Below are 13,189 nucleotides of genomic sequence, written 5' to 3' on the forward strand. Positions count from 1 at the left end.
CGTGCCTAGCGGATGTTCGGGTCGAAGGTGAAGATCACCAGCGTGCCCAGAAGGATGGTGAACACCGTGGCGGTGTACAGCAGGCCCTTGAGCCACAGGCGCGTGTGGGGACGCTCCGCGTAGTCGTTGATGACGGTACGGAGGCCGTTGGCGCCGTGCAGCATGGCAAGCCACAGCATCAGCAGGTCCCAGGTCTGCCAGAACGGGGACGCCCAGCGGCCGGCCACGAAGGCGAAGCCGATCTTGGAGACGCCGCCGTCGAGCACCAGCTGGATCAGCAGGTGGCCGATGACCAGGACGACGAGCACCACGCCCGACAGGCGCATGAACAGCCAGGCGGCCATCTCGAAGTTGCCCCGGGTCGACTTCGGGGTCTTCTTGGTGCGCTTGCGCGGTGCCTCGATGTACGGGGCCGGGTTGTCGACGTCGAAGACGCGCTCGCCCTCGACCTCGCCGATCGCGGAAGGGGTTACCTCAGTGGACATCTCTCGCCTCAGCTCCCGAACAGTTCACGAGCGGCGTGGCCGAGCACCGGGTACAGCGCGCCTGCCATCAGCACGACCCAGATGCCCATCACGGTCCAGAGCATCTGCTTCTGGTAGCGGGGGCCCTTGGACCAGAAGTCCACGGCGATGACGCGCAGGCCGTTGAGCGCGTGGAAGAGGATCGCGGCGACGAGGCCGTATTCCAGAAGCGCGACGAGCGGCGTCTTGTAGGTGGCGACGACCTCGTCGTACGCCTCGGGGGAGACGCGGACGAGGGCGGTGTCCAGCACATGTACGAACAGGAAGAAGAAGATGAGGACGCCGGTGACTCGATGAGCCACCCAGCTCCACATTCCTTCCCGGCCGCGGTACAGCGTTCCAGCCGGCACGGAAGAACCCTCCGGGAGCGGGGACTGGGGCCTGCCGGCTTGGGGTGTCGGTCGGGCCCGGCCGGGTACGGTCCACCGGCCCTCGCCATCGTAGCGACGTGTTGTCGGTTCGTTCGCCCGGGGTGCACCGGTGTGATCAAACAGGCAATCAATCAGCCACGGACGGGCTACTGTCCGGGGCCCGAGGCGCCTGTTTCCGGATGGTTGGCCACTACATGTGCCACTCGGGAGCGGGCCAGGGCCCGCAGCTCGTCCGCCGAGACGGATCTCTCCTCGTCCGGTTCGTGGGCGAGTCGCCGCCGGATGCCGGCCAGTACCTGGTCCAGCCACTCCTCGGGGCGGTGCGCGTCGAGGCAGATGACGAACGCATGTCCGAATCTGCTCTCGTAGGCGGCGTGCGCCGCGGCCAGCGCGGTCCGGGCCGCCGGGGGCGCCCCCGGCGCGAGACCCGCCGAGCACTCGTGGGCCAGGGCTTCGTGCACGTCGGCGGGGGTCAGGTCGTATCCGGCCTCGTCGCAGGCGGCGAGCAGGGAGGCCAGGTCGGGGTAGGGCCGGTGCGCCGCGACACGCCGGGCCCACCGGTGGCTGCCGCAGCAGTCGAGCAGGAGCGCCTCGGCCACGGGGGCGGGCGCGGTGTTGAAGGCGGCGAGTCCGGGCAGGCTGCCGGGCCGGGACGGTATGACCTCCGGGAAGAGCGCGCTCCCGGCGTGTCCGCGTGAGACGTGTCGGACGGCCGGCGGTCGCTCGGGGGTACCGGCGGGGGTGTCGCTGGACAGCGGGACTCCTCGAAGGGCCAGCAGGGACGGCTGGGAAGGGAGAGAGGGATGAGCCGTAACGCTATCGATCTGTGTCGAAACCTGTCCGAAGGATGCGCGAATTTCACCCGGACGGGAGAGTTTGGACCCATGTGATGGACGTGGTGGGTGGACTCTGGAGGGAGTGTTTCACCCTGGTTTCGCCCTTGAGGGGGCGTTTCCTCCGATCCGGGCCCGACCGGCGCCGCCCGCCCGGGCACCTCCGGCTCCGGCCCGCCGGACCGCACCCGGCCCGGCACCCCGCGGGGCCGCGCCCCGACGACGCCATCTCGCCCGGCCGGCCGACAGGCCGGACCGGACCACGGAAGGTTCGCCCATGACCCGGCGCTCACGCAGGACGCACGCCACCGGCGCGATAGCCGCCGCCCTCGCCGTCTTCTCGGTCACCCTGGCCGGCTGCTCCGACGACTCCCCGCAGGACCCGGGCAGCGCCGCGCCCGACCAGGCGGCCCCCACCACCCCCAGCCCGACGCGCAGCTACCCCCTCTCGCAGCCGCCCGCCACCGTCCCCGCCGTGCGCGAGCACGACGCCGCGCGCGGCCCCGGCTGGAAGGCCGCGGCGGGCGGCGCGGTCGTCGTCGCCAAGGGCAGCGAGGAGCTCGCCGACGAGGGCCGCCTGATCGCGCAGGAGCTGAAGCTCGACTACCGCGGCACGAACACCGCCCGGTCGGGTGACGTGGAACTCGCGCTCTCCTCCGGCGGCGGGGCGCCCGAGTCCTACACCGTGACCACCCGCGACGGCCGGGTCCGCATCACCGGCCCCGACGAGGCGGGCGTCTTCTACGGCACCCGCACCCTCAAGCAGTCCGTCGCCTCCTCCGGCGCCATGCCGGAGGGCGTCGTGCGCGACCGGCCGGCCCGCCCCCAGCGCGGCTTCAACCTGGACATCGCGCGCAAGCACTTCACCGCGGACTGGATCGAGGCCCGGATGCGGGAGATGGCCGACCTCAAGCTCAACCAGCTCGGGCTGCACTTCTCCGACGACCAGGCGTGGCGCATCGAATCCACCTCGCACCCCGAGATCGTCACCGATCCGCATCTGACGACGGCGGAGGTGAAGCGCATCCTGGCCCTCGGTGAACGCCTGCACATCGACGTCTTCGGCGAGATCGACTCGCCCGGACACCTCGGCGCCGTGATGCGCGCCTACCCGCAGCTCCAGCTGCGCAACGTGCAGGGCGTGCCGCGGCAGGGCGCGATCGACATCTCGAAGCCGCAGTCGGCGGAGCTCGTCGACGACCTGCTGCGCGAGTACACGGGCCTCTTCGGCGGCCGGTGGTTCCACATCGGGGCCGACGAGTACCAGGCGCTGACCGTCAGCGACCCCGCGGCCTCCTACCCGCAACTCGCGAGCGCGGCCCGGGAGAAGTACGGCCCGGACGCCGGCGTCCAGGACCTGACCGAGGGCTGGATGAACGACCGCGCGGCCGTGGTGCGCGCAGCGAAGCAGACGCCGAAGGCGTGGAACGACGGCTTCTTCACCGGCGGCACCGTCACCGCCGCGAAGGACATCGAGGTCGAGTACTGGACGGGCAAGGAGATCGGCGCCCGCCCGCCCGTGGAGTACCTCGCCGAGGGGCGCAAGCTGGTGAACCTCAACGACGAGTACCTCTACTACGTGCTCGGCGAGCCCAACCAGTTCACGTACCCGACCGGCCGGCGCATCTACGAGGAGTGGACGCCGCTGGTGCTGCGCGGCACCACGCCCGTCGCGGCGAGGTACTCGGACCAGATCCTCGGCGGCCGGTTCGCCGTCTGGTGCGACCTCGCGAACTCCCAGACCCAGGCGCAGGTGGCCGAAGGCGTCCGCCGCCCCCTCCAGGCCGTCTCCCAGAAGCTCTGGGACGAGCGGGAGCCGGCGCTGTCCTGGGCGCAGTTCCAGGCGGTGGCGGACCGGGCGACCTCCTGAGGCGGGCGGCCGGCGCCGGGGGAGCCGGGGCGCCGCGTGGTCGGCGGCGGTTCACGGGCGGCCCCGCCCCTCGGGACGTACCGGCCGCCGGACGGGTCATCCCGTCCTGACCTGGCCTTTCCACTGGACGGCGGCGGTCGCGCGGACATAGGGTCCGCGCGACCGCCGCCGTCCGTGCGCGGCCGTGTACCCGTGTCGCACCGCTGGGGGGCGGTCGCGACCCTCTGCATCCGTTCCCTGGGGGGTTCGTTCGTCATGCCGTGTTCACGCTGCCAGGAGAGACCCGCGACCGAGGGCGGGCCCCTCTGCGCGGACTGCCGCGCCGCCGCTCCCGAGCCCGCGGCACAGCCGGAGACCGTTGCGCCGGATGCCGCGCCGGCTGCGGTGCCCGCCGCGCCCGAGAGGGCTGCTCACACTGCCGACGCCGCCGCGCCCGGGGCCGCGCCGCCGTCCCTCGCCAAGCCCGCCGCGCCCGCGGAGCCCGCCGTGCCTGCCAAGCCCGCCGTGCCTGCGGAGCCCGCCGTGCCTGCCAAGCCCGCCGTGCCTGCGGAGCCCGCCGTGCCTGCCAAGCCCGCCGTGCCCGCGGAGCCCGCAGCTCCCGCGGAGCCCGCCGTGCCGGTGACGCCGCCTCGTGCGGCGTCCGCCACGCCGAACCTCAGCCCCGTCGTCGTCCGGCCCGCCGCACCCGGGACCTACCGGACGCTGCGCTCCCCGGTCGGACTCGGCCGCGCAGCGGTGATCCTGCTGATCGTCGTCGCCGTCACCGACCTCGCGGCCGCGCTCGCCGCGTTCAACCTCCGCCGCGTGGTGACCGCCATGTCCGACGGCGGCTTCCTCGCCGTGTCGCAGGAGGACGCCGACTTCGCCGACATGCTGATCACTGCCACCTCCGTGGCTCAGATCCTGGCCCTGCCGGCGACGGTGACCGTCTTCATCATCTGGTTCCACCGCGTCCGCTCCAACGCGGGGCTCTTCGCCGGAGACCGCTTCACCCGCGGCACCGGCTGGGCGATCGGCGGCTGGTTCGTCCCCTTCGCCGGCCTCTGGATCCCGCGCGGCATCGCCGCCGAGACCTGGCGCGCCAGCCGCACCGACCCCTACGCGGCGGGCGATCACGAGCGCGGCACCCTGGTGAACGTCTGGTGGGGCCTGTTCGTCGCGTCCTGGCTCGTCACGCGGTACACGGACCGGCGCTACGACCGGGCGGAGTCGCTCCACGAGATCGTGTCCGCCGCCGACGGCATCGTCGTCGCCTGCCTCCTGGACATCGTGGCGGCGGTCGTCGCGGCCCTCTTCGTCCACCGCCTGACGCGCATGCAGCACACCAAGGCCATGAGCGCGGTCGCGTTCCCGGCCCCGGCCGGCGACGACGGCGTCAGGGGGCGCGCGCACTGACGAGCGCCGGCGGGCGGACGACGAGCACCGTGCAGGCAGAGCCGACGAGACGGGCCTCCACTTGCGCCGACGGTAACGTTCCGGCCACGGAGTGACGCATTCGAGCCACCTGGCGCAGAACGAACAGGTACAAGGGTGTGATTCGTCCCGGACGGAAGGCGTGCGCATGACCTCGAAGAGCCTGACGGAACTCCTCGCTGAGGCCGACGCGCGCGGGCTGGCCGCGAGCGGGCTCGGGTGCCTGGACCGGTGCCTGCCGCTGATCGCGCAGGACGACGACGCGCTGCGGCCGCTCTGGGCGGGACTCGCCGGTGGCGAGGAGGGCTGGGCCGGCGAACTCACCGCAGCGCGGCAGGCGCTGGAGGACACGGCGCTCGCAGACGAGGACGCCGCCCTGGTGCGCGCGATGCTCGCCGCGGCACCCTCCGACTGGGCCCCCGACGCCCTGCGCGCCTGGGCCGACGGGTGTTCGGCGTCGGCACTGGAGGTGCACCGGCGCTTCGACGTCGGCGACTGCGACCCCGGCCTCCTCGCGCGCTGCCGCGACAAGGGCCCGGAGGGCGTCGGACCGATGGTGGCCGGGGAACTGCGGCGCCAGACGCAGATCCTGGAGGTCCTCGCCGAGCCGCCCGGCGGCAACGGCCTGCGCCACGCCCTGGAGATCACCACCGAGGGCCGCCGCGTCCTGCGCGCCGTCGTCTCCCGCCGGGCCCGCGTGACGGGCTGACGCCCGCCCCGGGTCCACCGGACACCCGTGCCCGCCCCGTTCCGGGAGCGCCGTGCCGCGCGGAGCCCGCTCCGTGCACGCGAAGGCCCTGTTTGTCCGCCAGGTTGACGTGGTCTCAGCTGACCGTCCGATAATCCGCTGCCACCGGCGCGACCTGGCCTCCTGCCTGCTCGCGTGGTGTGGCACAGCCATGAACGGGCCGGCTGCGACAGGGCGTCCTCGACACCCGTCCCCCGGCTCCTCACCGAACGACGGAGCGGACACACCATGAGAGCGGTCTTCCGGGTACTGGGGGCGATGGGGCTGGTCCTGGCGGTGGGGGCCCTCTGGTACGTCGTCTCCGGGCACACGACGGCCACCGTCGCGGGCGAGTCCATGCGACCGACGTACACGCCCGGTGAGCGCGTCCTCCTGGAGCGCGTCGAACCGGGCGAGGTCCGGCGGGGCGATGTGGTGCTGCACGCGTCGCCCGAGTGGTACGGCGGACTGCCGGCGGTCCGGCGCGTCATCGGCGTCGGCGGCGACCGGATCGCGCAGCGGCCGGGGGAGCCGGTGACCCTGAACGGCAAGCCGCTGGCCGAGCCCTACGTCAAGGACGGCGACCCCTCGGGCACCGGGACCCCCGAGTACGACGTGACGGTTCCCGAGGGACGGCTGTTCCTGCTCGGCGACCACCGGGCCAACTCCAACGACTCCCGGTACTTCCTCACCGACCGGTCCGGCACCGTCCCCGAGGACGAGGTCCGGGCCCGCGCGCTCGACGACCGCTCCGGCCTCGTCGCGGCGGGGCTCACGGCCCTGCTCGGACTCGTCCTCGTCGGCGGCGCGCTCGCGACGGAGATCGCCGGGCGGCGCCGCCTGCCCGTCGGATGACGACCAGGTCTCTGCCGGACACCGCACACGACATCACGGAGGAAGAGTTGTCCTCGGTCCACGACCTCACCACCTGGGAGCCGTTGCTGCGGCTCATGCTCCGGGACAACGCCGGACGGCTCGCCACGCCCGGCGGATACGTGGCGGGGAAGGTCGGCCGCGGTTCCTGGAGCGTGCCGGTGGCCCGTCCGGCATTCCAGCTCGGGCGGGCGGCGCTGGTGAGCGACATGCAGGACGAATGGGACGCGGTCGCAGCGGTGCGAGACGTCCTGGAGGAGGAGGGGGTCGACGAGGTCTCCTTCGTCATGGAGTCGCCCGCCCCCGGTGCGGTCCGCGTCCACTTCATCGACCTCGGCCCCGCCGTCGAGTCCGGTGTCGCCCAGCACATCGGAGCGCTCCTCCTGGTCGAGGGTGCCGTCCCCGAGCCCTGGCGCCGGCTGCCGGACCCGTCACCGGACGCGGTGCCCGCGCCGACCGCCGACCCCGCACTGCTGGGGCGCACGCTCCGCGAGCGGCTGCCGGACGCGATCGGCGCCACCGGCGACGAGATCGCGGCGACGGAATCCCGGCTGGGGATCACGCTGCCCGAGGAGCTGAAGGCGCTCTACCGGGTCGTCCGGGCCCGCTGGGAGGACCTCGGCGAGGACTACGGCGCGGCGACGCGCATGACGAAGGCGGTCGGCTGCGAACTCCTCGCACTGGACGAGGTGTACGTCGCGGACAACGCCTCCCGCCCGGCCCCGTGGAAGTACGGGTCGATGGACGCCGTCGAGACCCGGTCCGGCGCGGCCGTACAGGGACTCGTCGGCTCGCCCGGCTGGATCGTCTTCGGGGACACCGGCGGCGGCGACCGGATCGCCGTCGACCTGACCCCCGGGCCGGGCGGACACCTCGGGCAGGTCATCGTGATGAGCCACGAGGAGAACATCGGCGCGGGCCTCGTCGCCGACTCCCTCACCGACCTGGTGCTCGACCGGCGCGCCGAGGACGGCCGCGGCGCGGGGACCCGCCCCGGGAAGCCGGCCGTGGCCTGGGTGAACCGCAGCTCCATCCCCAGCGTGGAGGCAGCCGCCCACCCCGGGCTGGAGGCCCTGAGCATCGGTGTGTGGGAGGACGATCCGGTCAGCCTCGAACCGCTCTTCGGCCTTCCGCGCCTGCGCACCCTGACCGCCTACCCGGGCGTCCTCGCCGACCCGCTGGAGATCGCCCGCCTCGGCGGGCTGGAGTTCCTGGACCTGACTCCGGAGGACTGGCGCGTCCTGCTCGACGCGGACGCCGTGCCGCGCGGGCTCCTGGCCGCCGCCATCGAGGTCCACGGCGAGCGGAACCCCCTGGAGATCGCGGAACTCGCCGACGAGATCCTCGCGTTGTGGGACCGGCCGCCGATCACCCGCACGGTGATCGAGGCCGACCTCGGGTAGCCGCCGCTAGACGAAGGACGTCCAGGCGGGAGCCGAGACCGTGACGACCGGGCCGTCGGGCGAGCTGCCCGCATCGGCCGGAGCCCGGCACGAGGCTCAGGGCGCCGACGTACCCGGCGACGCCGCCGGATCACCGGGCGCGTCCATGTCCGGCAGGTAGGCGTCCGGTACGTGGACGGACGGGGCGGGCCGGTCCGGGGCAGGGCGTTCCTCCACGGCGAAGGGGCCCGAGCGGGTCTGCAGCATCACCAGCACGATCACGGTGACGACGACGCTCAGGACGATCAGCACCATCCCCAGCGGGTTGTCCGCGTTGTAGACGTAGCGGTTCGTGCCCCACCTGCTGCGCTTGAGCACGGGCTCGTTCCAGTCCATCGTCTCCGCCCCCTTCGTTCCTCGTCCACCCGACGCTATGCGCCCCGCCGGGTGCTCCGCAGGGTCCCGGCCGGGCAGTCGGCGGCGGTGCGCGGCTGCCGGTGCCGGGCAGTGAACCGGACGGTCACGTCACGCCCTAGTACCGGAACGCCTTGACCACGGCGTGCCGCCGGTCCGCCGCGCCGCGGTAGAAGGCGCGCAGGTCCCTGTGGTGCAGTTCGAAGATCTTCTTGACGTCGGCCTCCTCCCACCTCGCGAACGGCGCGCGGAATGTCGTGCCGGCGCCGTCCCAGAAGGCGTCGAAGGCGATGCCGTCCAGGAAGGCCGCCGCATCCGTCGTTCCCTCGGGGGAGAGGACGGCGAACGGCGGCCGCTCCTCCTCCGGGTGCCTCACCACCTCGCCGCCGAAGACGATCAGTCCGTACGCACCGCCGGCGGTGTCCGGGCCTCCTGCGGCGGTCGCGTAGAAGTCGTCGATCAGCCCGAAGTCCTTCTCGACCGCCGTGGCGATCCCCGCGGCGCGCTCCTCGGCCAGCGCGTCCCAGGCCGTCCCCATGAACGTCGTCAGCCCCTCGAAATCCTGCGGAACCTCCTCGGCCGGCACGGCGCGCAGATGCATGTGGTACGACACGTTCCCCCCGGGCTCCGGGCGGCGGGCCGTCGTCCGGCCACCGCTCGGCGGGAACCTACCGTCCGCCACCGACAGGACCTGTCCTGAGGCCGCGGACCGCGGGAACGGCGCCCGCCCGAGCCCCACGTGTGCCGATTCGTGGAGATTGTCCGCCGGGGCGAGCGGCGGACCCTGGCTGTTGTACAGTCCGGCCCCCGTCACGACGTAAGGAACCACTCCATGCGCACTCGCCCCGGGGGCATCGCCGCGTTCGCCGTCCTCCTGTCCCTCGCTCTCCCCGGCTGCGGCGCACCGGCGGAGGAACCGGCGGGGGCGGGAGGCGCGGCCGCGACCCCCGTGCCGGCGGAGGTGTCCCGGACGAACGAGCCGGCCCCCGAACCGGAGTCGGCGGAGGACTTCCTCGACCTCGCCGAGAAGGCGATGGACGGGGAGTCCGGCTGGAGCTTCTCCGTGCGGGGCGAGGAAGGGCTGACGCTCCAGGGGCGGAAGAGCGCGGCGACCTACCGGGGCGCGGTCGAACGTGCCGTCGGCCGGGCGGCACTGCACACCCAGGGCGTCAGCACCGGCAGCAAGGGCCGGAAGAGGACCGAGGAACTCTATGTCGTCGGCGAGACCGGCTGTCTGAAGGAGGGCGCGGCGGACTGGAAGCCCGTGTCGCCCGCCGACCCCGAGACGCGGAACAAGGCCGACGACCCGCTCGCGGTCCTCGCGGAGTTCCGGTCCTACGCGCAGGCCGCCGGCGGCGACGTCGAGGTGACGACCGGCGCCGGCGGCGCAGACGCGGTCGAACTCCGGGTCGCCAGCGGCGAGCGGAAGCTGAGCGAGGTCCGGGGGAGGGCCTGGGCTCAGAAGGCCCGGCGCGAACTCGCCCCGACGGCCGGGCAACTCCGCGAGGCCGGCATCCCGGTCGAGGAGCGGCAGTTGACGCTCTCCGGCCTGGAGGAGGTCCTGGTCCTGGACGCCGCGACGTACCGGATCAGGAGCCACCGCCTCGACTTCGGTTTCCTGATTCCGCACAGCGGCGGGTCCATCGCCTTCGAACAGCAGGTGACGCACGAGAACCAGGGCCCGTACGAGGGCGCGATCGAACTCCCCGCGGGTGCGTGCTGACGCGTCGGGCCGGCTGTCCGTCAGAGCGCCGACGCCCCCAGCCCATGCCCGTACGGAAGCCCTCCGTACGGGCGGGACGGCTCCCCACGCAACGGAGTTGACGCCTCCAGTCATCCGATGAGTGGCGCACGGCTCTTCTCCCTCACCCGCCGCGCCGCTACCATCGACCACGCCACATGGGAGCGCTCCCATCTCCAAGTCACCCGCACACCGCCTCCGTTGGCGGTCCCGCTCGGAGAGGACTCTTCCGTGCGCCTACGCGCCAGACCAGCCGCCGTCCTGGTGGCGGCCCTCACCATGACGGCGGGGCTGTTCACCGCCGGCCCCGCCTCCGCGGCGCGCCCCGCGCCGCACCCGCCCGCCGCCCCGAAGACGGTCGAGACCGTCGAGGCATCCGATGTGTCGTCGCCGAAGGCGGCCGCAGCCGACCCCTCCTACACCTGGAAGAACGTCCGGATCGACGGCGGCGGCTTCGTGCCCGGCATCGTCTTCAACCGGACCGAGAAGAACCTCGCCTACGCCCGCACCGACATCGGCGGGGCCTACCGCTGGGACGAGTCCGGCAAGCAGTGGAAGCCGCTGCTGGACTGGGTCGACTGGGACCGCTGGGGCTGGACCGGCGTCGCCAGCATCGCCTCCGACCCCGTGCAGCCCGCCAAGGTGTACGCCGCGGTCGGCACGTACACCAACGACTGGGACCCGACCAACGGCGCGATCCTGCGCTCCGCGGACCGCGGCGCGACCTGGCAGGCCACCCAGCTCCCCTTCAAGCTGGGCGGCAACATGCCCGGCCGCGGCATGGGCGAACGCCTCGCGGTCGACCCGAACAAGAACTCCGTCCTCTACTTCGGCGCGCCCAGCGGCCACGGCCTGTGGCGCTCCACCGACTCGGGCGTCACCTGGTCCGAGGTGACGTCCTTCCCCAACCCGGGCGACTACGCGCAGGATCCGTCCGACACCAGCGGCTACGGCAACGACATCCAGGGCGTCGTCTGGGTCACCTTCGACGAGCGCTCCTCGGCCGCCGGCAGTGTCACCAAGGACATCTACGTCGGCGTCGCCGACAAGGAGAACGCCGTCTACCGCTCGACGGACGGCGGCGCCACCTGGTCCCGCGTCGCCGGGCAGCCGACGGGGTACCTCGCCCACAAGGGCGTCCTGGACTCCGGGACCGGCCAGCTGTTCGTGACCCTCAGCGACACCGGCGGCCCGTACGACGGCGGCAAGGGCCGCGTCTACCGCTACACCACCGCGACCGGCGTGTGGACCGACGTCAGCCCGGTCGCCGAGGCCGACACGTACTACGGCTTCAGCGGACTGAGCGTCGACCGGCAGAAGCCGGGCACCCTGATGGCCACCGCCTACAGCTCCTGGTTCCCGGACACGCAGATCTTCCGGTCCACCGACAGCGGCGCGACCTGGAAGCAGGCGTGGGAGTACAACGGCTACCCGAACCGGGTCAACCACTACACCCAGGACGTCTCCTCGGTGCCGTGGCTGACCTGGGGCGGCAACCCGTCCCCGCCGGAGACCGCGCCGAAGCTCGGCTGGATGACGGAGGCGCTGGAGATCGACCCGTTCGACTCCGACCGGATGATGTACGGGACCGGCGCCACGATCTACGGCACCGAGAACCTCACGACCTGGGACACCGGCGGCACCTTCGCCATCGAGCCCATGATCAAGGGGCTGGAGGAGACGGCCGTCAACGACCTGGCGAGCCCGCCCTCCGGTGCCCCGCTGCTCAGCGGCATGCTCGACCTCGGCGGCTTCCGCCACACCAGCCTCGACGCCGTGCCGTCGATGATGTTCCGCACCCCGAACATGAGCGGCACCACCAGCCTCGACTTCGCGGAGGCGAGCCCGAACACCGTGGTGCGGGTCGGCCACGGCGACACCACCCAGAACATCGGCTTCTCCACGGACAACGGTGCCAACTGGTTCCAGGGCTCCCAGCCCTCCGGCGTGACCGGTGGCGGCACGGTGGCCGCCGCTGCCGACGGCAGCGCCTTCGTGTGGAGCCCGGCCGGCACGGGCGTGCACCGCACCACCGGCTTCGGCACCTCCTGGACGGCGTCCACCGGCATCCCGGCGGACGCGATCGTCGAGTCGGACCGCAAGAACCCGCGGAAGTTCTACGGCTTCAAGGCCGGCACCTTCTACGTCTCCACGGACGGCGGCGCGACCTTCACCGCCAGGGCGACCGGCCTCCCGGCCGAGGGGAACGTCCGCTTCAAGGCCGTCCCGGGCATCGAGGGCGACATCTGGCTCGCCGGCGGCAAGGAGAACGGCACCTACGGGCTGTGGCACTCCACCGACTCGGGCACCACCTTCACCAAGGTCACCGGCGTCCAGGAGGCGGACGCCGTCGGTTTCGGGAAGGCGGCCGCGGGCGCCTCGTACCAGACCCTCTTCATCAGCGCCCGGATCGACGGCGAGCGCGGCATCTTCCGCTCCACCGACAAGGGCGCGAGCTGGATCCGCATCAACGACGACGCCCACCAGTGGGGCTGGACGGGCGCGGCGATCACCGGTGACCCGCGGGTCTTCGGGCGCGTCTACATCGCGACCAACGGCCGGGGCATCATCTACGGCGAGTCCTCCGACAGCGGCACCGACCCGACGGACCCGACGGACCCGACGGACCCGACCGATCCCACCGACCCGACCGCCGTCTGCGCGGTGACCTACAAGATCACCAACCAGTGGTCGGGCGGCTTCCAGGCGGACGTCACCCTCACCAACAAGGGCACCACGGCCCTCAGCGGCTGGCAGCTGTCGTGGTCGTTCCCGCAGGGCCAGAGGATCACCCAGATCTGGAACGCGGCACACCAGCAGAGCGGCACCGAGGTCACCGTCTCCAACGCGGCCTGGAACGGCGGCGTGGCACCCGGGGGGACGGCGAGCTTCGGCTTCACCGGAAGCTGGTCGGGCGCCAACGGCGCCCCGGCGGCCTTCACCCTCGGCGGCAAGGGCTGCACCACCGGCTGACCGGATCGGGAGCACCGGCAGCGGTACCGGCGGGCCGCCGCGCTTCGGCGCGGCGGCCCGTCAGACTG

Annotated in this window: 12 protein-coding genes; 7 read left to right on the top strand and 5 right to left on the bottom strand. The window is 72.8% G+C overall.

Annotation, left to right across the window (positions count from 1 at the left end):
• Nucleotides 1-5 precede the first annotated feature (5 nt).
• From EAO77_RS10820 to EAO77_RS10830, 3 genes are all read right to left on the bottom strand, one after another.
• Nucleotides 6-485, bottom strand: coding sequence for a succinate dehydrogenase hydrophobic membrane anchor subunit (locus EAO77_RS10820; RefSeq protein ID WP_147987790.1), 480 nt, complete (start codon nt 483-485; stop codon nt 6-8).
• A gap of 8 nt (nt 486-493) precedes the next feature.
• Complete coding sequence (gene sdhC / locus EAO77_RS10825) at nt 494-874, bottom strand: succinate dehydrogenase, cytochrome b556 subunit (RefSeq protein WP_147987791.1); 381 nt, start codon at nt 872-874, stop codon at nt 494-496.
• 167 nt (nt 875-1,041) lie between these two features.
• Entirely contained in the window at nt 1,042-1,494 is a 453-nt protein-coding gene (locus EAO77_RS10830) for a 2-oxo-4-hydroxy-4-carboxy-5-ureidoimidazoline decarboxylase (RefSeq protein ID WP_410088373.1), read from the bottom strand.
• A gap of 511 nt (nt 1,495-2,005) precedes the next feature.
• Between EAO77_RS10830 and EAO77_RS10835 the strand changes: the two genes are divergently transcribed.
• The 5 genes from EAO77_RS10835 to EAO77_RS10855 all read left to right on the top strand — a co-directional run bounded on the left by EAO77_RS10835 (nt 2,006) and on the right by EAO77_RS10855 (nt 8,014).
• The gene (locus EAO77_RS10835) at nt 2,006-3,598 is read left to right on the top strand and encodes a beta-N-acetylhexosaminidase (RefSeq protein ID WP_147987793.1); all 1,593 of its coding nucleotides are present in this window, start codon (nt 2,006-2,008) and stop codon (nt 3,596-3,598) included.
• 558 nt (nt 3,599-4,156) lie between these two features.
• Nucleotides 4,157-4,993 carry a DUF4328 domain-containing protein gene (locus EAO77_RS10840; RefSeq protein WP_147987794.1) on the top strand — a complete coding sequence of 279 codons (837 nt, stop codon included), beginning with the start codon at nt 4,157-4,159 and terminating at the stop codon, nt 4,991-4,993.
• A gap of 166 nt (nt 4,994-5,159) precedes the next feature.
• A complete protein-coding gene (locus tag EAO77_RS10845) occupies nt 5,160-5,720 on the top strand; it encodes a hypothetical protein (RefSeq protein WP_147987795.1) in 561 nt (186 codons plus the stop codon).
• A 267-nt stretch (nt 5,721-5,987) separates the two neighbouring features.
• Nucleotides 5,988-6,593: a signal peptidase I gene (gene lepB, locus EAO77_RS10850; protein WP_147987796.1), complete on the top strand. Its 606-nt coding sequence runs from the start codon at nt 5,988-5,990 to the stop codon at nt 6,591-6,593.
• Between the two features lie 47 nt (nt 6,594-6,640).
• Nucleotides 6,641-8,014 carry an SMI1/KNR4 family protein gene (locus EAO77_RS10855; RefSeq protein WP_147989073.1) on the top strand — a complete coding sequence of 458 codons (1,374 nt, stop codon included), beginning with the start codon at nt 6,641-6,643 and terminating at the stop codon, nt 8,012-8,014.
• A 96-nt stretch (nt 8,015-8,110) separates the two neighbouring features.
• Here the strand turns inward: EAO77_RS10855 and EAO77_RS10860 are convergent, their stop codons facing one another.
• Together EAO77_RS10860 and EAO77_RS10865 are read right to left on the bottom strand one after the other, a co-directional pair.
• Nucleotides 8,111-8,389: a hypothetical protein gene (locus EAO77_RS10860; RefSeq protein ID WP_147987797.1), complete on the bottom strand. Its 279-nt coding sequence runs from the start codon at nt 8,387-8,389 to the stop codon at nt 8,111-8,113.
• 136 nt (nt 8,390-8,525) lie between these two features.
• Nucleotides 8,526-9,020 carry a DUF1877 family protein gene (locus EAO77_RS10865; RefSeq protein ID WP_147987798.1) on the bottom strand — a complete coding sequence of 165 codons (495 nt, stop codon included), beginning with the start codon at nt 9,018-9,020 and terminating at the stop codon, nt 8,526-8,528.
• Nucleotides 9,021-9,239: 219 nt separating this feature from the next.
• On the opposite strand from EAO77_RS10865, the gene EAO77_RS10870 reads away from it, so the two are divergent.
• On the top strand, nt 9,240-10,130 hold the full coding sequence (locus tag EAO77_RS10870; protein WP_147987799.1) for a hypothetical protein: 891 nt from the start codon (nt 9,240-9,242) through the stop codon (nt 10,128-10,130).
• Nucleotides 10,131-10,379: 249 nt separating this feature from the next.
• Complete coding sequence (locus tag EAO77_RS10875) at nt 10,380-13,121, top strand: cellulose binding domain-containing protein (RefSeq protein ID WP_410088374.1); 2,742 nt, start codon at nt 10,380-10,382, stop codon at nt 13,119-13,121.
• The last annotated feature ends 68 nt before the right edge of the window (nt 13,122-13,189 follow it).

The sequence above is a fragment of the Streptomyces sp. T39 genome (genome assembly GCF_008042045.1).
Lineage (GTDB): Bacteria > Actinomycetota > Actinomycetes > Streptomycetales > Streptomycetaceae > Streptomyces.